The sequence below is a fragment of the Rhodococcus sp. SG20037 genome (assembly GCF_031763325.1).
Lineage (GTDB): Bacteria > Actinomycetota > Actinomycetes > Mycobacteriales > Mycobacteriaceae > Rhodococcus_F > Rhodococcus_F qingshengii.
The window spans coordinates 2,295,227-2,313,753 of record NZ_CP134497.1; the positions used below are offsets into that span (position 1 = coordinate 2,295,227).

The window sequence follows — 18,527 nt, forward strand, 5'->3', positions numbered from 1 at the left end:
GCAGGTGCGAGAAACAGAAACCAGTGACGTTGCCGGTGTTCCGGTCGACGAAACCGATCGACTTTTGATGCGTGAATTGGTCTTGGACGGCCGTGCCACTCTCGCGAGTCTTGCTGAGAAGGCTGGACTCTCGATCTCCGCAGTCCAATCGCGAGTGCGTCGTTTGGAATCTCGCAAGGTGATCCGTGGGTACTCCGCGAAGATCGATCCGGAGGCACTCGGTCACAATCTGTCCGCATTTGTCGCCATCACTCCTCTCGATCCCTCGCAGCCCGACGATGCGCCTGCCCGCTTGCGTCATCTGCCGGCGGTCGTCTCGTGTCACTCGGTAGCCGGGAGCGAAAGCTACGTCCTCCTGGTCCGGGTGGCGTCACCTCGGGCGTTGGAGCGATTGCTGCAGGAGATCCGTACGGCAGCCAACGTCAACACACGAAGCACCATCATCCTACAAACTTTTTACGACGAATGACGCTTGTTCAATAACTTTTACGGTCCTCTATCGACACTCCCGGAAAATTGACATAGCCTTCGCGTATGAGTACTGCGATGCGAGACTTCGGTGACAGTGCGCTCTTTCCGGTCTACGACGTGTTGAAGGCCAGCATCCTCGTCGACGGATTCGATCTGATTCTCGACGTCGAAGGGTCGCGGGGTTCCTATCTCCGTGACCTGCGAGACGGAACCGAGTATCTGGACATGTTCGGTTTCTTCGGCTCTTCGGCCCTGGGTATGAATCACCCTGCGATCGCAGGCGACGAGGAGTTTCAACAGGAGTTGGCTGTCGTGGCCTCCAACAAGCCGAGTAACTCCGACATCTACACCGAACCCATGGCGCGCTTCGTTGCGGCTTTCGCTCGGGTACTGGGGGATTCGGCACTCCCACACTTGTTCTTCGTCGACGGCGGAGCCCTGGCGGTGGAAAATGCACTCAAGGTTGCCTTCGACTGGAAGAGTCGGTGGAACGAAAGCCGCGGGTTGTCAGCAGATCTGGGGACAAAGGTCCTGCACCTGACCGAGGCTTTTCACGGCCGCAGTGGCTACACGATGTCGCTCACCAACACCGAACCGGGCAAGGTCGCGCGATTCCCCAAGTTCGACTGGCCACGTATCGACTCGCCGTACCTGGCAGACGGCCGCGATGTCGAAGCTGCGGAGAGGCAAGCTCTCGATCAAGCGCGCCGAGCTTTTGCCGACAACCCCGACGACATTGCCTGTTTCATCGCCGAGCCGATCCAGGGCGAGGGCGGCGACCATCACCTCAGGCCGGAATTTCTGCAGGCGATGCAGGAGTTGTGCCACGAAAACGACGCCCTCTTCATTCTCGACGAAGTACAGACCGGTTGCGGAATCACCGGAACTGCCTGGGCCTACCAACAATTGGGTCTGAGTCCGGATGTGGTGGCGTTCGGCAAGAAAACGCAGGTGTGCGGAATCATGGCCGGCGGGCGCGTGGATGAAGTGCATGACAACGTGTTTCACGTCAGTTCTCGGATCAATTCGACGTGGGGTGGCAACCTCACCGACATGGTTCGTGCCCGGCGGATACTCGAAGTCGTCGAGCAGGACCGACTGATCGACCGCGTGCGATTCACGGGTGCGCATCTCCTTGCCCGGTTGACCGAAGTCTGCGGGCGGTACGCGGCGGCAACCGAGCCGCGAGGTCGTGGCCTCATGTGCGCGATCACTCTGGAAGACAGTGACCTTCGCGATCGCGTCGTACAGCGACTGCGTGAAGACGAGCACGTGATGATACTGCCCACCGGGAAGAGGGGAATCAGATTCCGGCCCGCGCTGACGGTGACCACCAGTGAGCTGGACGACGCGGTCGACGCGGTCGAGCGCGTGCTCGCACGCGAGACCTAGGGCCTCTGTAGCTGTTCCCACACTCGATCCGGTGTCATCGGTGTGGAGTACATACGCACTCCACACGCGTTGGCAATCGCGTTTGCCAACGCCGGTGCTACAGGATTGAAGGGGGCCTCACTCATCGATTTCGCGCCGAAAGGCCCGAGCTTGTCGTACGTGTCGGCAAACAGTACTTCGGTGATCGGCAGATCCCCGATCTGGGGAACGTGATAATTGCGCAACTGCGGATTGATCACCCGACCTTCTTCGATGACGATCTCCTCCGACAGCGCAGCGCCGAGCGCTTGTCCCACACCGCCTTCCACCTGCCCTCGCAGTTGTGCCGGGTTCATGACGGTGCCGGCATCGGCGGCCTGAACCGACTGCAGGATCTTCACCCGGCCGGTGTTCGTGTCGACGGCAACGCGAAAACCGTGAACGTTGAACGAGACCGAGCGCGGTGTACCGTCGTGGCGACCGTCAGCGGCGAGCGGGCCACCTTCGAGTAGCGTCGCGAAATCGAGGCAACCGTGGGATGTTTCGACACCGTCCGGCGAAAGGTCGTCGATCTGCGCGCCGCGACCGCTCGATCGCACCGCACGGGTCAGTATCCGCTCGCGAAGGCGCTCGCAGGCGATCAGGAGCGCCTTTCCGGCGACCACCGTTCCCGTCGACCCGAACGCTCCGGTGTCGTATCCGCCGGCATCGGTGTCGGATTGAACAATCGTGATGCGATCGACTGTCGTCCGCAATTCGGTGGCCGCGATCTGTTGGTGAATCGTAGTGGTTCCGTTGCCGAACTCAGCGGTGCCGATGTTCACGACGTACCGACCGTCGGCCTCGAGCGCGACGGTGGTGTCGGAGAAGTGACCACGCGGCGGGATCGTCGCGATCATGGCAATTGCCATGCCCCGACCGATCCGCCAACGCGACCCAGTCGGTGCAGCCTCTCCGCGTCCGCTTGACAGTGCACTGTCGACGAGGTCGATGCACTGGTCCAGCCCGTAGCTGCCGAACTCGAGATCACCGTCCTCGACGTGCCAGTCGACAAAATCGTCTCCGGGAACGACGACGTTGCGCCGCCGAAACTCGAAGGGGTCCATGCCGAGACGATCCGCGAGCTGATCCATGGCCGACTCGACGGCGAAGATGATCTGACCGAGCCCGTAACCACGAAAGGCCCCGGAGGGAACATTGTTCGTGTAGACCGCTTCGGCGTCGACGCGTTTGGTCGCAGCGCGATAGACCGCCATGGATTCGGCGCACCCATGGAACATGACTCCGATCGAATGGTTCCCGTACGCCCCCGCGTCGGAAAGCACGTCGATAGCGAGCGCAGTGAGAGTTCCGTCGGCGTCGGCTCCCGCACGCACCGATACTCGCATCGGATGCCGTGACGGTGCGATGGTGAACTGATCGCTTCGGCTGAACTCGTAGGCTACGGGCTTGCCGGTCTTCAAGACGGCCAGTGCGACCAGATCCTCGGTGAGTAATTCCTGCTTCCCGCCGAAACCCCCGCCTACCCGTTTTGCGAACACCCGGATTCGGCTGCGATCGAGATCGAAGATGTGGGCCAATTCGTCCCGAACCAGAAACGGCACCTGTGTGCTGCTTCTGATGACGAGACGGCCCTCCTCGTCGAGCCACCCCACTGCGCCGTGAGTTTCCAAGGCCACGTGCTGGACTCGCGCAGTTTTCCACGTACCTTCGACGACTGCAGTCGCATCCGCGAGCGCACGGTCCAGATCGCCGACGCCATCGTGAAGCGCGGCAACCACGTTGCGGGGGGCCTCGGCGATCCGCGAGCTCTCGTCCTTGTCGCCGTGCAGGAGTGGAGCGCCGGGGGAACGCGCCAGATCTGGTTCGAATACCGCGTCGCGTACCTCATAGTCGACTTCGATCAGCGAGAGTGCACGTTCCGCCTGCGTCGGGGTTTCGGCGATGACCGCGGCTACGCGCTGGCCGCGGAAACGGAGGGTGCTGTCGAACACGCGCGTGTCGTCCGGATCGTCGTTGCGGTCCTCGTGCCGGGCGGTCGAGAACAGCACGTCCGGACTGTCATGAAAAGTGAGGACCGCGGTGACGCCCGGCGCCGCTTCGGCAGCTGCCGTGTCTATCCGGCTTATGTGTGCGTGTGCGTGCGGACTGCCGAGTACTGCGACGTGAAGCAGGTCGACCGGCTTCTCACCCGGGGAGAAGTCCATGGTGTACTGCTCGGTTCCCGTGACGATGCGCGCGGACGCCGGGGCTGCGATCGAACGCCCTTGTGCCCCGCCTATTTTGGCAGTCTCCGTATTGGATGTACCGGCGAGAGCGTCACGAATGGACCGATAACCGGTGCAGCGGCACAGGTTACCTTTCATCGAGCACGCGAGATCGGATTTTTGCTCGACCGACAACGCTGATGCGGTGACTACCATTCCCGCTGTACAGAAACCGCATTGGAATCCGCCCGCGTCCACGAATGCCTGTTGAATGGGGTGAAGTTTCTCCGGTGTTCCGAGACCGGAGGCGGTGACGACGTCGCGGCCGTCGATGCGATGGGCGGGAAATATGCACGAATGGGTGGGGTGTCCGTCGACCAGCACCGAGCAGGCGCCGCAGTCTCCGGCATCGCACCCCTTCTTGACGGAGTTCGCTCCGTGCTCGCGGAGGAAAGTTCGCAGGCACTGTCCTGGGCGGGGCTGGTCGTCGCGCGGAACTCCGTCCACCGAGTACTTCATTCCAGTTCACCTCGGATTTCTTCGGCAAGAAGCTCGGTCATCGCCTTCCGCCACGGCGCAGTTCCATGGACATCGGTGAAGTAGGCGTCTTCCGGAATCCTGCTGCGCAACGCATCCGCAAGTGCTGTGGCGTCGGGGAGTTCGTCGAATTTCAGAGCGTACGGACGGCGGGTCGCGGCGGTGATCGCCAGCGTGAAACCGTCGGCGCCGCAGCGTCCGGCCACGGCTACGGCCGATCGCCCGAGTGACGTCTGAGCCAGCTTTCGCATCGCGGTACGTGCAGTCAATGCATGCACGGGAATCCGGACACTGCGGATGATCTCACCGGACCTGAGTACGTTTCGAGAATCGTCGATGACGAAATCGACTACGGGGAACGAGTATTCGGTACCGTCCGGACGCCAGATCGTCAGTTCGGCGTCGAGAGCGGTGCACAGAGTCGTCATCGCTCCGGCCGGGAAGGAGAGCGCGATGTTGCCGCCGACTGTCGCGTATCGCAACACCTTCCACGATGCGAGCAGTGCGTCAGCGCAGTGTTGGAACAGCGCTGCGGCGCGCCAGGATGCGGGAAGTTCGGCGCGGCACAGTTCCTCGATGGTGCAGGTGGCCGCGATCTCGAGACCGAGATCGCCGACCGCCACAGCTTCCCAGTCGAAGCCCGCAAGGTCGACAAGGGTGGTCAGGTGCGGCTGCGGTTCCGAGTACAGCCAGGTGCCGCCACCGATGAACCCGATGCCGGGTGACGCACAGGGGAGTTCGGCGCGGGTCCGCGGCACCAGAACTTCGTCGACGCTGTGCAGGTCCATCGCGACCTCAAGCCTTTCCGAGTAGGTCGCGGTGTGCGCGTGCGACATCCGAGGCCACGACGTCCTCGTCGACGGTGGTGACTCGTCCGTCGGCAACTACGATTCGCCCGTTGACGAGCAGTAACTTCAGCGGGGGAGTCGAGCCGAGTACGAGCGCCGCCACTGGATCGGTGATGCCGGTATGCGCGACGGTGTCGAGTTTCCACACCGCCAGGTCGGCAAGTTTTCCGACCTCGATCGATCCGATCTCGCTCTCTCGGCCCAGAACTCGTGCGCCGCCGATGGTTCCCAATTCCAAGGCTTTTCGCACCGTCATCGTCTGCGGTCCGCCCTTGGAGCGGGCAAACAGAAGTGCATGACGAGACTCCTCGATCAGGCTGCAAGCTTCATTGCTCGCCGCGCCGTCCACGCCGAGCCCCACGGTGACCCCGCCGTTCACCAGATCGGCGGCACGGGCGATACCGGCTCCCAGGCGTGCATTGGAGGTCGGGCAGTGCGCCGCCGCAGTTCCGGTTCGCGCCATCGTCTCGATACCGGCGTCGTCGAGATGGACTGCGTGGGCGTACCAGACGTCCGGGCCCACCCAGCCGACTCGTTCCATGTATTCGACCGGCGTGCAACCGAAATGCTCGCGGCAGAAGCTCTCCTCGTCCAGTGTCTCGGCCAGATGCGTGTGCATACGCACGCCGTTTTCGCGGGCCAGCGTCGCGGACTCGCGGAGCAATGCCTCCGTCACCGAGAAGGGTGAGCAGGGAGCTACCGCGATCTGCAGCATCGATCCGGGATTCGGGTCGTGCCAACGGTCGATCACCGACTGCGTGCCGGTCAGGATGTCATCGAGTTTTTCAACGACGTGATCCGGTGGCAGGCCGCCGGAACTCTGGCCGAGATCCATCGACCCACGGCACGGGTGGAATCGAAGGCCGACCTGCGCAGCCGCGGTGATCTCGGCCTCGAAAACGTCCTCGGCGTCGCGGGGAACGACGTAGTGGTGGTCGGTGGTGGTCGTACATCCGGTTTTCGCCAACCACGTGAGGCCGCCGGTGGCCGCCACGTGGACGGCGTCGGCGTCGATACCCGCCCAGACGGGGTACAGGGTGGTCAGCCACTCGAAAAGCGTCGAGTCCGCGGCCAGGCCTCGGGTGATCCATTGGTAGAGATGATGATGTGTGTTGACCAGACCCGGCGTGATCAGGCAACCACTCCCGTCGATCACTTGCGCACCCGGGTATTCGGGTAGCGTTCCGGCGCCGACGTCGACGATCTTGTTGCCCGAGATCACCACATAGCCGTCGGAGTACTCGGAGCGGTCGCCGTCCATCGTGACCACATGAGCGCCCGCCACGACGAGTGTTGCCCCGAGAGCTGATTCGGTCACGACAACCAACCGGCGTAGGTGGTCCACGACGGTCCCGCGTCTGGTGCGTCGGATCGGCTGACCGCAGCTTGGATCAGGCCGTACGGACGATCCGCAGCGTGGAACACCTCGTTGTCGTTCTCCACTCCGAAGCGGCCGAGTGCATATTCGAAATGATGCTTGTTGGGTGAGGACAGTCGAACCTCCGCGATGATCGGGAATTCCTCGAGGATTGCCTTGCCGATGTGGAAGAGCGTCTGCTGCAGGGCAAGTGAATGTACCTGTGCGAACTGCTTGACGATCTGTGCCTTGATGCCCGCGTAGACCGATTCCCAGTCGACGTCGGTGGTGACGAATCGCCACTGGGCGACCAACGTCGTCGCCATGACGCGGTCGTCGGTCGGCTCGAGAACGGTGTACGGATCTTCGAGAAAACCCGAGAACTCACTACCGGTCGATTTGAGGATCACCAGGTCCTTCAGGCCGCCGATCACCCATGTCCCGGTATCGGCGATGGTGATCGACGCCGTCCGAACTTCCTGACCCTTCCGAATCCAGGTGTAGTCGTGCTCGCTGCCGTCGATAATCGCACGCTCCCAGGCGTATTCCTCGATCTCGATCCGCGCGCCACTGACCGGTTCGATGTCGTCGACGAAATGACGGGCGAGTTCGAGTCCGTACGTCTCGATCGAGATCAGACCCTTTTCCTTGGCGTAGGAGTAGGCCGTTTGTTTCTGCGTGTCGGTCGGCAGAACCTTCGATTGATCACCGGTGAGGTACGCGTCGGCGAAATCTCCACGCAGGCAGGTGGAGACGTTGATGTCGTGAATTTCGTGACGGGGGGTGTCTCGATAGATTCGGACTACTCGATTTTCCGCTTTGCCGTACTGGTGACCCGATAGTTCGATCGATCCGCTCAACCGTTCGGTGTTCGTACTGCCGGTTGTGATGTTGCCGGTCGTGATGTTTTCGGTAGTCACGTGTTCAGCTCCCGCGATAGGTGGAATAAGCAAAGGGAGACAGCAACAGTGGGACGTGATAGCCCCGTGCCGTGTCGTCCACCCGGAAGGTCACTGTCACTTCCGGGTAGAAGTTTTCTTGTCCGTTGGTCTCGAAATACGTTCCGGTGTCGAAAGTCAGGGTGTAGTGACCGGCGGTCAGGCCACCGGGAGCAAGTTCGGGGATGCGGCCGTCGGAGTCGGTCTCCGCAGTGGTGACGGAGGCGCCGTCTCGATCACGAAGTTCGACGCGAATCCCCGCCGCGGGGTTGCCCGTCGTCGCGTCGAGAACGTGCGTGCTGAGGGTCTTGCTCATGCTGTGCCTCCGGCGAGTGCATCGATCAGACGGGCGAGTCTGATCCGATTGATGGCGGCCAATTCGGTTCGAAGCAAGGAACGCTCGGTCGCCGGGTCGTTTCGGAGACGACCTCGAAGGATGTCGAGGAGCTCCGTTCCAGATTTCCCCGACGCGCAGACCAGGTAAACATGGCCGAATGTCTCTTCGTACTCGGCGTTCTTCCGTCGAAGTTCCGCGAGTACGTCTTCTGTCGCCGACGAGACTCCCGACTGTTCACGGGTAGAGGCCGCGCTCTCGCTTCGCTCACCGATTCGTGGGTGGCCGGAGAGAGCGTCGTCGATCTCGGACTCGGGAAGCTCGGCCAGCACCGCATCTGCTTTGTCGAACAGAGCTTCCAGATCGGCGAACGGGCGAGACGAGGCGATTTCCTGTGCCCACACGGCGGAACGGCAACACTCGAGCAGCGCCGCGACTGCCTGGTGGTCACCGAGCGCATCGAAGGCTCCGAGACCACTGGAATTCGTTGTAGGCATGTCCACAGGATTACTTGAGCATGTTACGGATCTGTAGCGCAGCAATTACGGGAGATGATGTGTCTCGATCTTATTTCTCCGGCTGCTCTTCCCCGATCACGGTTTCTCGGCGACCGATACATTCTCAGGTATGACCGATACTCCGAAGCTGTCTTCCGTCGTACCGTCCCTGGCGAACCTCCGAGACATCGGTGGCCCCGAATCGAGCTTCGGTGGCACCGTCCGCACCGGGAGCGTGTTTCGTTCCACCGATCTGGCATCGCTCAGTGCGGACGGCGCACAGACCCTCGCCGATCTGGGCATCGTCACGATCTACGATCTGCGCACCGAATCCGAACGCGAGACGGCACCGGATCTGACGCCGGACGGTATCCGAGAAATCGGCCTGGACGTATTGGCGGACAAGCAGTATCGCGCCATTCCGGCTCAGATGCAGCAGATGATCGCCGACCCGGCGTTTGCTGCCGAAGCGTTGGGCAGCGGCCAGGCGCTCGAGTACTTTCAGGGAAGTTACCGCGATTTCGTGACCTTGCCGAGTGCGGTCGCGTCGTACCGGCAACTGTTCGTCGACTTGGCGCAGCCGCCCAGCTCGCCGGCACTCATTCACTGCACCACGGGCAAGGATCGCACGGGTTGGGCAGCGGCCGCGTTACTGCTGTTCCTGGGTGCCTCCGAGGACGCGGTCTTCGCGGACTACCTCGAAACCAACAAGATTTTGTTGCCGATGTTCGCGCCGCTCCTCGAGCGATTCGAGGCCAAGGGGATCGACCCGACCCTGCTCGAGGGTGTCCTCGGTGTCAGGCGCGAGTACCTGGAGGCGTCGATGGCAGAGCTCGCGCAGGTACACGGATCCATCGAGGCCTACTTCACCGACGGCTTGAAGATCGACGCGTCGACCCAGGACCAATTGCGGAGCAACCTGCTCAGCTGATCAGGACCTGCTCGGCTCGTCTCGGCGGGAAGTTCGTCGCCTCGTCACGAGGCTGACGATACCGATCCCGATGGCGATGCCGAGCAGGTCGGCGCTGCCGTCCCAGATCGAACCGGAACGCGAAATGGGCAGCGCTGCTTGAAGAACCTCGGACGTCGCAGCAAAAATCACGAGCCACACCGCGGTGAGCCACGCAGGGATCCGGGCGTGCAACGAGGTGATCGCCAATACCGCGAACATCAATGTGTGAGTGATCTTGTCGGTGTTCTCCGGGCTCGACGGGACGGTGGAACCCGGGGAGAAGAGCATGATCAGGGCAATGACCACGGCGATCGCCAACGGCCAGTATCGGTTGTTCTTCAATTCGTCTGCCCCTCGACGACGACGAGTCCGAGTGCACCTTCGGCGAACCTGGTGACGGCGTCGGCGGCCGTCGTGAGCGCCTCGGTGTGCCCGTCGCGGGCCCAGCCGGTGAGCAGGGCGGTGGAGTCGAGAGGCGTCAGAACGACCTCGGCGAGAAGCTCACCGGTGTTGGGTTGGCACACTGCCCAGGAGTAGACGCTGTTTTCGTGCCACTGAGCGCTTCGCTGACTCACGTAATCGGGGTCGGTGATACCACCATCGGCAAGGGCGGGGCGGTCGTCCACACGCTCGTCTGCGCGCAGTGCGCGTAGATACCAGCCGCCTGCGTTGATCTCGATCGGCTCCATCAGTCGGAGTCCCGCTCGCGGCGGCGCTTGGCTTTGCGTTCCCGGTCGGTACCGAACAGCAGCGCACCGGCCAGGGGAATCGCGAGGAACCACAACCAGGTACCGGTGACGAAGAACAGGATCACCGCGAGAATCGGGACGACGGCCATGACGCGACCGGACCAGTCGGGGTTGAAGCCTCGCTCCGCCGGTGCGTCGGGAGGCGTCACCATCGACAGGGGAGCGGTACCGGGGGCTTGGTAGTTGCCCGGAAGATCGGCGAACACCGGAACGAGTTCACTGCGAGTTGTTGCGGCACTGACGATTCCGCTTCTCTCGTCGAACTCGGTGACGGTGAGGCGGCCTGCGGCGAAGTGCTCGCTCAGGAGATCGAGTGCCTGCTCGCGTTCTGCAGTGCCGATGCGAATGTCGGGGACGTCAGCCATCGTCACAGCCTACTCAAACGACTGTGCGCCTTTCCGGTAGTGGGGACTACCGGAAAGGCGCACGGGGCCGGAGGCCCTACTTCAGTTCTGCGAGAACCGTTCCCTGCGTGATTGCTGCACCCGGCTCGACGGACAGTCCGGTGACGACACCGGCCTTGTGCGCGTTGACGGGGTTTTCCATCTTCATGGCTTCGAGAACGGCGATCAGATCGCCTTCTGCGACTTCCTGGCCTTCGGTCACTGCAACCTTGACGACGGTGCCCTGCATCGGAGCCGTGACAGCGTCACCCGATGCTGCACCTCCGCCGGCGCCGCCGCGCTTGCGCGCCTTCGGCTTCTTGCGGATCGCACCGGAGGCAGCGCCGCCGCCGTTGCCGAGCGAGAACTGGCCCGGGAGGGAAACCTCGACGCGACGTCCACCGACCTCGACGACGACGTTCTGACGCGGCAGAGCCTCGTCCTCGTCGTCTACGGGAGCAGCGGCGCCTGCGTACGGCTCGATGGGGTTGACCCAGTCGGTTTCGATCCACTTGGTGTAGATGTCGAACTTCTCGCCGTCACCGATGAACGCCGGGTTCTCGACGATGTGGCGGTGGAACGGGAGAACGGTCGCGAGGCCGTCGATCTCGAACTCGGCCAGAGCGCGCGATGCCCGCTGGAGGGCTTCTTCGCGGGTGGCGCCGGTGACGATGAGCTTGGCGAGCATGGAGTCGAACTGTCCGCCGATGACGTCGCCGGCAACGACGCCGGAATCGACGCGAACGCCGGGGCCCGTGGGCTCACGGTAGACGGAGACCGGGCCGGGGGCAGGCATGAAGCCGCGGCCGGCGTCTTCGCCGTTGATGCGGAACTCGAAGGAGTGTCCACGCGGGGTGGGATCTTCCTTGATGGAGAGTTCTTCGCCGTTGGCGATGAGGAACTGCTGACGCACGAGGTCGATGCCCGCGGTCTCTTCCGTGACGGGGTGCTCGACCTGCAGGCGGGTGTTGACCTCGAGGAAGGAGATGGTGTCGCCCTGAACCAGGTACTCGACCGTTCCGGCGCCGTAGTAGCCGGCTTCCTTGCAGATGGCCTTGGCGGATGCGTGGATGCGTGCGCGCTGGTCGTCCGTCAGGAAGGGAGCGGGAGCCTCTTCGACGAGCTTCTGGAAGCGACGCTGCAGCGAGCAGTCGCGGGTACCGGCGACGACGACGTTGCCGTGCTGGTCGGCGATGACCTGAGCCTCGACGTGGCGGGCCTTGTCCAGGTACTGCTCGACGAAGCACTCACCGCGACCGAAGGCTGCGATGGCCTCACGGGTGGCCGACTCGAACAGCTCGGGGATTTCCTCGATGGTCTGGGCGACCTTCATGCCGCGTCCACCGCCACCGAAGGCAGCCTTGATCGCAACCGGGACGCCGTATTCCTTGGCGAATGCGACGACCTCGTCGGCGCCCTTGACGGGATCCTTGGTGCCTGCTGCCATCGGCGCCTTCGCGCGTTCTGCGATATGGCGTGCCGTGACCTTGTCGCCGAGGTCGCGGATGGACTGCGGTGACGGACCGATCCAGATGAGGTTCGCGTCGATGACGGCCTGGGCGAAGTCGGCGTTCTCGGAGAGGAAACCGTAGCCGGGGTGGATGGCGTCGGCGCCGGACTTCTTGGCTGCGTCGAGGATCTTGTCGAACACGAGGTAGGACTCGGCGGACGTCTGTCCACCGAGGGCAAATGCCTCGTCTGCGAGCTTCACGAACTGCGCGTCTGCATCGGGCTCGGCGTAAACGGCAACGCTGCCGTAGCCGGCATCCTTGGCCGCCCGGATGACCCGTACCGCGATTTCACCGCGGTTCGCGACAAGCACCTTCGTAATGTGCGCGCTGGCATGACTGGGCACTGAGCCTCCTGTGGTTCGCATAGTCTGTCTCCGCGGTGTATTCCTCTGGGATTTCACCATCGGGGGATTGGCATCACTTCGGAGTGTATGCATCGCTTCGGCGCTGGTTGTAACCGGATCGCTAAAGCCCACTCCGGCTTAGGAAACGGTTTCGAAAACTACCGATGAGTAGCTGTCGGAGGTGGCGGCGTCCGGTTCGGTGACGATTTCTTCGATGGTCCGGCGCAGTGCGGCCACGTAGGCGTGAACCGCGGCGTTCGCCGTCTCGTTGCCCGGGTACCTGACCGCGAGGTTGAGTCCCTGGGGTGTGCGGTTGATCCAGATGTAGACGTCGTGCGTATAGGCCTTGCTTCGAAGTGCTCTGGCGTTCCATTCGGGCCACTGTGCGGCTTCGGGCACGAAGCGAACGTCCATGTAGGACACGACGAATCGCGGTCGGATCGGGGTTTCGAGGTGCTCACCGATCCGATCGAACGGGACAGCTGCGGCAGGCTTGACCGAAGCGATGGATTCGGCGGCGCGTGTCGCGAGGTCGCCGAACGAACAGTCCGATCCAACGGCGAACTCGACCGGGCACAGTCCGACGAACCAGCCGAGCGCGCCCGCCCACTCCTGAGCGCTGCGGGTGTGAACCGGCGTCACGACCTCGAATCGATCGGATCCCGCGACTTCGCGACCTACAGCGGCAAGTCCGCCGAGAAGTCCGGCGAAGTACCCCACGCCGGTGGCTGCACACGACGAACTGAAGGCCTTGGACTGGTCGGCGTCGAGCAGCCAGGTCGACAGGCCGTTCTGAGAATCGGTTCCACGGTCACCGATCGGTAGCGGGAACTGGGGTAGACCGTCCGTGCCGAGAGCCTTTCGCCAGATCTCGACCGCAGCCTTCTCGGCTTCCATGTCGGCCATCTGCTCGCGTTCGACGGCACCGAAATCGACGTAGCTGCCCACCGGAAACAGATTTGCAGCACTACCGGTCGAGGCCTCGCGGTACAGAGCTGCGATCTCGTGAGCGACCAGCACGATCGAGAACCCGTCGATGATCGAGTGGTCCGCCGCGAAGAACACGGTGAACGGACCGTCGCCACCGCGGGGCGTCAACGTCGCGAAGACGTACGACGGCCAACTGTGCGGGGACGCGTAATCGTCGAACAGGCGGTGAAGGTGGTCGAAGTTGTCCTGGCTGGACGCGTCGTAGCCGTGGCTGACGACCCCGATGTCGATTCCGCCGAGCGGGACCGTGTGCCGGGTGATCTCGCCGCTCGAGGGCTCGAGGACGGTATGCGAGCGCAGAACTTCGTGACGGTCGATCCACCGGCCGAGAGCGACTCGGAACGCATCGACGTCGAGCGGGCCGGAAATCTCGAAAGCTGTTCCCAGCCAAGACTTGTCGCCTGCGCCTGCAGCGGAACGGTTGAGATGTGCCTCGTGAATGTAGGAGACGGGCCGCGGATCCGGAACCCAGGGCCCGGTTGCGCACGGCAACCATTCGACGAGTGCGCCGGCCGGAATCGCATAGTCGGCCAGTTCGGTGAACTCCATGTTTTCAGCCCCGCAAGTGCCGCTTGATGCGCGCGAGCATGGCCGACATTCCGCGCAGACGGAGCGGGCTCACGGCTTCTGCGAGACCGAGCGCCGAATAGAAGTCGTCGGGTACACCGAGGATCTCGTCGGCGCTGTGGCCGTCGAGCCCCTGCGCGAGGATCGATGCGAAACCACGCGTCGTGGGAGCCTCGGGGGGAGCGCTGAAGTACAGACGGACGTTGTCGCGATCCGAATCGTCGACCGAGAGGAAGAGCGGCGACTGACATTCGGGGACCGGCTCCATCGCGCTCTGCTCGAGCTCCGCCGGCAACGGCGGCAGCTCTCGGCTGAACTCGAGAAGAAGGGTGAGCTTGTCCGAGGCGCCGACGGCCGCGAAGTCGTCGACGATCTCGGCCAGAGCCGAAGGAAGAGCGCTCATGACGCCGATACAGAGGACGGAACGGCGCCGGGCTCTTCGCCCTGGACGATCGGGACGCGCACGGCATTGCCCCACTCGGTCCATGAACCGTCGTAGTTACGAACGTTCGGGTAGCCGAGAAGATGAGTCAACACGAACCAGGTGTGACTGGAACGCTCACCGATGCGGCAGTACGCGACGATGTTGTCGTCGGCCGACAGGTCGCCGTAGATCTCGCCGAGTTCGGTACGGGTGCGGAAGCGGCTGTCCGGTGCCGCTGCCTTCGCCCACGGGATGCTGAGCGCGCTGGGAATGTGTCCACCACGCAACGCACCCTCTTCGGGGTAGTCGGGCATGTGGGTGCGCTCGCCGGTGTACTCCTGCGGAGATCGCACGTCGATGAGCGGCCCGTCGCCCAAGTGCGCGAGAACGTCGTCCTTGAATGCGCGAATGGGAGCGTCGTTGCGCTCGACGACCGGGTAATCCGTTGACGTGATGTCGGGAACGTCGAAAGCGGTGTCGCGGTTCTCGGCGATCCACGCATCGCGGCCACCGTCGAGAAGACGGACGTCCTCGTGGCCGAAAAGAGTGAAGACCCACAGTGCGTAGGCCGCCCACCAGTTGCTCTTGTCGCCGTAGATGACCACGGTGTCGTCGCGGCCGATGCCCTTGCGGTTCATCAACTCTGCGAACTTCGCACCGTCGATGTAGTCGCGGGTGACCGGATCGTTGAGGTCGAGATGCCAGTCGATCTTCACGGCTCCGGGGATGTGGCCGACGTCGTACAACAACACGTCTTCGTCGGATTCGACAACCTTGAGGCCCGGCGCACCGAGATTCGCCGAGAGCCATTCCGTCGAGACCAACCGGTCGGGATGCGCGAACTCGGCAAACGCGGTTGAGGGATCGGGGGCAACGGGCACGGGCGTACTCCTGAAGAAGAATCGTTCGGTTCGAACACGGACTTGATCGATTCTATGCGCTGTGCGCAAGGTGAGACGCCCGGAAGCAGGTTCTGCCTGCTCGTGCCCGTTGCCGACCCTAAATCCTCGGTGTTCCTGCTCCGACGCTCGAATCTCTCAATTGTTCGGTGACACTTCCGATCGGCGTCACGCCCCGGGCGCAGACTTCTCTCAGAATCCGGTCGAGTTCGGTGAGGAAATTCACCATGGTTTCGTTTGCCGTCTCGGTATCGGGAAAGCGTGAACGCAGCGAGAGACCACGGTTCGTTCGCGAAATCCAGAACTGGGCATCGTCGGCGACCGTCACATTGCTGATGTGATGGGCGTTGAGGAGATCATGATCGTCTGTGCCGGGTAGTTTGCGGTAATCGATGTACGACACCATGAAGACGTCGGTGCGCGTGCGTCGAATCTTGTCGCCCAAAGCATCTCGAACCTGGGCCATGGTGACGCCCTCGAGCGTCAACGCAACTCGGAACGACGCGTGCGTATGTGCAAGGGATGCACCGAAATCCGCGTCGGGAGTGATCTGGACCGTGATCGGCGCGCTGGTGGTGAGCCAGCCGATCGCGTCGGCCCACCGCGGATCTTTGCGAATGTGAAGCGGAAATTGCAGCGGAAGCGTCGACTGGCCGGTGTACGAGTGGACGGAAAGTCCCATCGCAGTGAGGATTCCGGTGAACACGCTACCGCCGGCGGATAGGCAGATCTCGTCGAACGTCGCAGTCAATTCCTCGTCGAGCAGCACGCGCACATCGGCGCCCTGCGGCGCGGGCTTTCCGCCCTCGACGCCGAGATCCAAGGGGAAACTCGGTGATGTGCCACCGCAGATCTCGTAGAACCTTGCCCACTCTCGGATTCGAGGGTCGTTGTCGACGGGAAGCAGAGCGTCTGCCTCCAGTTCGCAGTACCGCACGAAACTTCCCGGGTCACCCAGTCGGCTCATCACTGCGTCGACGGCCTCGTGGTCGGTCAGGTCGGGTAGGGCGATCAGTCCCTCGTAGATCTGTCGCAGTTCCCCGAGAGCGATGACCAACGAGTAGCCGTCGACGAGTGTGTGATCGAACGCGCTCAGGACCGTGTAGTGCTCTTCGCGTTCGACCGTGGCAAACGTGTATGCAGGGAAGGTCAGTGGATCGCATACCGTCGTGAATCGCTTCTTGAGATGCGCTCGGAGGTCTTCGGTCGAATCGAATTTCAGAGGTTCCGAAGTCTCGATGTGTGTGCCGTCGGGATCGAGTCCCATTCGGGTGGTGGTGAACTCGCCCACCTCGAATCCTGTGTGCAGAGTGTCATGGCGACTGATGAACAGGCGCAGCGCGAGATCGAGTGCAGGCCGATTCAGTTCTCCGGGAAGGTCGAATGCGGCTGCCATCCACACACTCCGGCCCATGCCGTGTGTTCGCGCAGTCTCGAGGTGAAAATGCTGGTTGTACGACGGTGGTACTTCCGACTCGGTGACGGCGCCGTCCGCGGGCTGGAGCGACCATTCGGTGACGATTCCGGGCTCGAGTCCGTATCGATCGATCGAGGTGACATGCATCAGGCCACTCCCTCTGGTGCCACGAACGAGTAGTCGCCTTGAGCTGCAACAGTTTTGATGATCTTCGAGACATGCTCGGCGAAGCGGGTGGCCGATTCGTGGGCAATGGGGGTGTCGGGGTGAGACACGGCGATCCAGGTTCCGGTGTGCATCCGGTTGATCCACATCGACGCGATCTGAGTCTCTTTGCCGCCGACGATTCCCGTTGCCTTCGTCTCGGCGTAACTGTATGGATCCGGCATGCGTCGGCCGTCGATGTACGAGACGATCGGCGGCGGGGTGAGCGTCTTCGACAGTCCGCCGGGTGCGGAATCCGACTCGGCCAAGCTCGACAGAACCAGATCGATGACCTGCTGCACAGAGACATCGAGGAGTGCCTTGCCGTCGTGGTACCCCTGCTGCCCGAGCTTTGCCAACTCGGTGAAGCGTCGCTTGTCGTCGACGTCGATGCCGACCGGGATCAGGTTGATGTACCAGCCCTGCGCAAACGAGTCGGCCTCGGTTCGTGTGCTGACCGGCGAGAGGGCGATGTACTTGTCGCGTCCGGCGAGTTCGAATTCCGCAATCGCGAGCGCGGTGAACATTCCGCCGATGAAGTTGGCGCCGTTGGCTTTACAAACCGCACCGAACTTCTCGCACTCGATGTCGTCGGCCAGGTCGAAGCGTGAACCGATAGCCGGTTTGGGCGCGTCTTCGGCCCCGAGCGGGAGCGGAAATCCGGGGAACGAGCCGCCGCTGCGCATGAGGTAACCGAGCCACTGGTGCACTTCGGGTGACTGCATCGTCAGTTCGGTTGTTCGCTCGCGTTCGACGCGACCGAACTGTGCGTAACTTCCGGCCGGCCCGAGCTCGGGATGCGATCCGGTCGTTTCCGCGGCGTAGAGCTGACGCAATTCTGCGTACATCAGCACCATCGAGTTCATGTCCGAATGGGCGTGGTCGACTGCATGGAACAGGGTGAAGCTCGGATCGGCTTCGAGGTCGGCATGGTGGTGCTCGACGGCACCGAACACGAAGGCCGGCCACTGCAGCGCGCTGGTTTCGGTGGCGAACTTGGTCGCGACGAGCGCGCGGATCGCCTCGGATTCGGAGACGTCGTCGCCGACGCGGTACTCGAGTTCGATGCTTTCGACCGGCACCACGTGTCGACGGACCTCGAACGAGGTGTCCGCAGCGTCGGTGGTTGCTTCGTCGAACGAGAACCAGCTGTGCAGCGTGTCGTGGCGACGGATGTAGCGCTGAAGTGCTCGCGTCATGGCGTCGCGGTCCAGTGTTCCTGCGAAATCGAAGGCGATACCGATCCACGGAGACTGCGGATCGCCCTTCTCCGCGGTGACGCGGGCGCGTCGCAGGTGGCGATCCTGCATCGTGGTCGGGGGTAGTTCTCGGTCGATCTCGGCTTCGGCGGCTCGTTGAGCGGAAGCATGCGTGACGCCCCATTCGATTACCCGCCCAGGAAGCGGGTGCCAATGGGTGATCAAGTTCAGATCCATCGAGTAGAACTCCTGCGTGTGTCGTCGAGAAGCCTGCTCTGAAAATGGGCAGACGACGAACTATCCCATCTGGGGGACTGAATTGTCCGAA

The 18,527-nt window shown here is 62.8% G+C and carries 18 protein-coding genes; 3 read left to right on the forward strand and 15 right to left on the reverse strand.

Annotated elements, in window-relative coordinates; translation table 11 throughout:
* The first annotated feature begins 4 nt into the window (after positions 1 to 4).
* Together RHP72_RS10615 and lat are read left to right on the forward strand one after the other, a co-directional pair.
* Complete coding sequence (locus RHP72_RS10615) at positions 5 to 469, forward strand: Lrp/AsnC family transcriptional regulator (RefSeq protein ID WP_003940830.1); 465 nt, start codon at positions 5 to 7, stop codon at positions 467 to 469.
* A gap of 65 nt (positions 470 to 534) precedes the next feature.
* Complete coding sequence (gene lat / locus RHP72_RS10620; RefSeq protein WP_047271731.1) at positions 535 to 1,863, forward strand: L-lysine 6-transaminase; 1,329 nt, start codon at positions 535 to 537, stop codon at positions 1,861 to 1,863.
* On the opposite strand, the gene RHP72_RS10625 is transcribed toward lat, so the two are convergent.
* The 6 genes from RHP72_RS10625 to uraD all read right to left on the reverse strand — a co-directional run bounded on the left by RHP72_RS10625 (position 1,860) and on the right by uraD (position 8,560).
* Positions 1,860 to 4,568 (reverse strand): molybdopterin cofactor-binding domain-containing protein, encoded by a 2,709-nt coding sequence (locus RHP72_RS10625; protein WP_311094658.1) that lies wholly within the window; start codon positions 4,566 to 4,568, stop codon positions 1,860 to 1,862. The genes lat and RHP72_RS10625 overlap by 4 nt on opposite strands.
* Positions 4,565 to 5,374 carry an FAD binding domain-containing protein gene (locus tag RHP72_RS10630; RefSeq protein ID WP_003941021.1) on the reverse strand — a complete coding sequence of 270 codons (810 nt, stop codon included), beginning with the start codon at positions 5,372 to 5,374 and terminating at the stop codon, positions 4,565 to 4,567. The genes RHP72_RS10625 and RHP72_RS10630 overlap by 4 nt, the downstream gene beginning before the upstream one ends.
* Positions 5,375 to 5,381: 7 nt before the next feature.
* Positions 5,382 to 6,695, reverse strand: coding sequence for an 8-oxoguanine deaminase (locus RHP72_RS10635; protein ID WP_311094852.1), 1,314 nt, complete (start codon positions 6,693 to 6,695; stop codon positions 5,382 to 5,384).
* A gap of 53 nt (positions 6,696 to 6,748) precedes the next feature.
* Positions 6,749 to 7,651 (reverse strand): factor-independent urate hydroxylase, encoded by a 903-nt coding sequence (pucL, locus tag RHP72_RS10640; protein WP_311094853.1) that lies wholly within the window; start codon positions 7,649 to 7,651, stop codon positions 6,749 to 6,751.
* Positions 7,652 to 7,715: 64 nt separating this feature from the next.
* On the reverse strand, positions 7,716 to 8,045 hold the full coding sequence (gene uraH / locus RHP72_RS10645) for a hydroxyisourate hydrolase (RefSeq protein ID WP_007727227.1): 330 nt from the start codon (positions 8,043 to 8,045) through the stop codon (positions 7,716 to 7,718).
* The gene (uraD, locus tag RHP72_RS10650) at positions 8,042 to 8,560 is read right to left on the reverse strand and encodes a 2-oxo-4-hydroxy-4-carboxy-5-ureidoimidazoline decarboxylase (RefSeq protein WP_311094660.1); all 519 of its coding nucleotides are present in this window, start codon (positions 8,558 to 8,560) and stop codon (positions 8,042 to 8,044) included. The genes uraH and uraD overlap by 4 nt, the downstream gene beginning before the upstream one ends.
* A gap of 130 nt (positions 8,561 to 8,690) precedes the next feature.
* On the opposite strand from uraD, the gene RHP72_RS10655 reads away from it, so the two are divergent.
* Complete coding sequence (locus tag RHP72_RS10655) at positions 8,691 to 9,491, forward strand: tyrosine-protein phosphatase (RefSeq protein WP_007727222.1); 801 nt, start codon at positions 8,691 to 8,693, stop codon at positions 9,489 to 9,491.
* Here the strand turns inward: RHP72_RS10655 and RHP72_RS10660 are convergent, their stop codons facing one another.
* The 9 genes from RHP72_RS10660 to RHP72_RS10700 form a co-directional block, all read right to left on the reverse strand.
* The gene (locus RHP72_RS10660) at positions 9,492 to 9,854 is read right to left on the reverse strand and encodes a VanZ family protein (protein ID WP_030535032.1); all 363 of its coding nucleotides are present in this window, start codon (positions 9,852 to 9,854) and stop codon (positions 9,492 to 9,494) included.
* Positions 9,851 to 10,201, reverse strand: coding sequence for a hypothetical protein (locus RHP72_RS10665; protein ID WP_003940792.1), 351 nt, complete (start codon positions 10,199 to 10,201; stop codon positions 9,851 to 9,853). Before RHP72_RS10665 ends, RHP72_RS10660 begins: the two co-directional genes overlap by 4 nt.
* The gene (locus tag RHP72_RS10670) at positions 10,201 to 10,626 is read right to left on the reverse strand and encodes a DUF1707 domain-containing protein (protein ID WP_003940708.1); all 426 of its coding nucleotides are present in this window, start codon (positions 10,624 to 10,626) and stop codon (positions 10,201 to 10,203) included. The genes RHP72_RS10665 and RHP72_RS10670 overlap by 1 nt, the downstream gene beginning before the upstream one ends.
* A 76-nt stretch (positions 10,627 to 10,702) precedes the next feature.
* Positions 10,703 to 12,499, reverse strand: a complete 1,797-nt coding sequence (locus tag RHP72_RS10675; RefSeq protein WP_083057791.1) for an acetyl/propionyl/methylcrotonyl-CoA carboxylase subunit alpha — start codon at positions 12,497 to 12,499, stop codon at positions 10,703 to 10,705.
* A gap of 138 nt (positions 12,500 to 12,637) precedes the next feature.
* Entirely contained in the window at positions 12,638 to 14,038 is a 1,401-nt protein-coding gene (locus RHP72_RS10680) for a condensation domain-containing protein (RefSeq protein WP_311094664.1), read from the reverse strand.
* A 4-nt stretch (positions 14,039 to 14,042) separates the two neighbouring features.
* Positions 14,043 to 14,459: a SufE family protein gene (locus RHP72_RS10685; protein ID WP_003940804.1), complete on the reverse strand. Its 417-nt coding sequence runs from the start codon at positions 14,457 to 14,459 to the stop codon at positions 14,043 to 14,045.
* A complete protein-coding gene (locus tag RHP72_RS10690) occupies positions 14,456 to 15,361 on the reverse strand; it encodes a sulfurtransferase (protein WP_003940962.1) in 906 nt (301 codons plus the stop codon). Before RHP72_RS10690 ends, RHP72_RS10685 begins: the two co-directional genes overlap by 4 nt.
* Before the next feature lie 118 nt (positions 15,362 to 15,479).
* Entirely contained in the window at positions 15,480 to 16,943 is a 1,464-nt protein-coding gene (locus tag RHP72_RS10695; protein ID WP_030535028.1) for a condensation domain-containing protein, read from the reverse strand.
* Entirely contained in the window at positions 16,943 to 18,436 is a 1,494-nt protein-coding gene (locus RHP72_RS10700) for a condensation domain-containing protein (RefSeq protein WP_042449584.1), read from the reverse strand. The genes RHP72_RS10695 and RHP72_RS10700 overlap by 1 nt, the downstream gene beginning before the upstream one ends.
* Positions 18,437 to 18,527 lie beyond the last annotated feature (91 nt).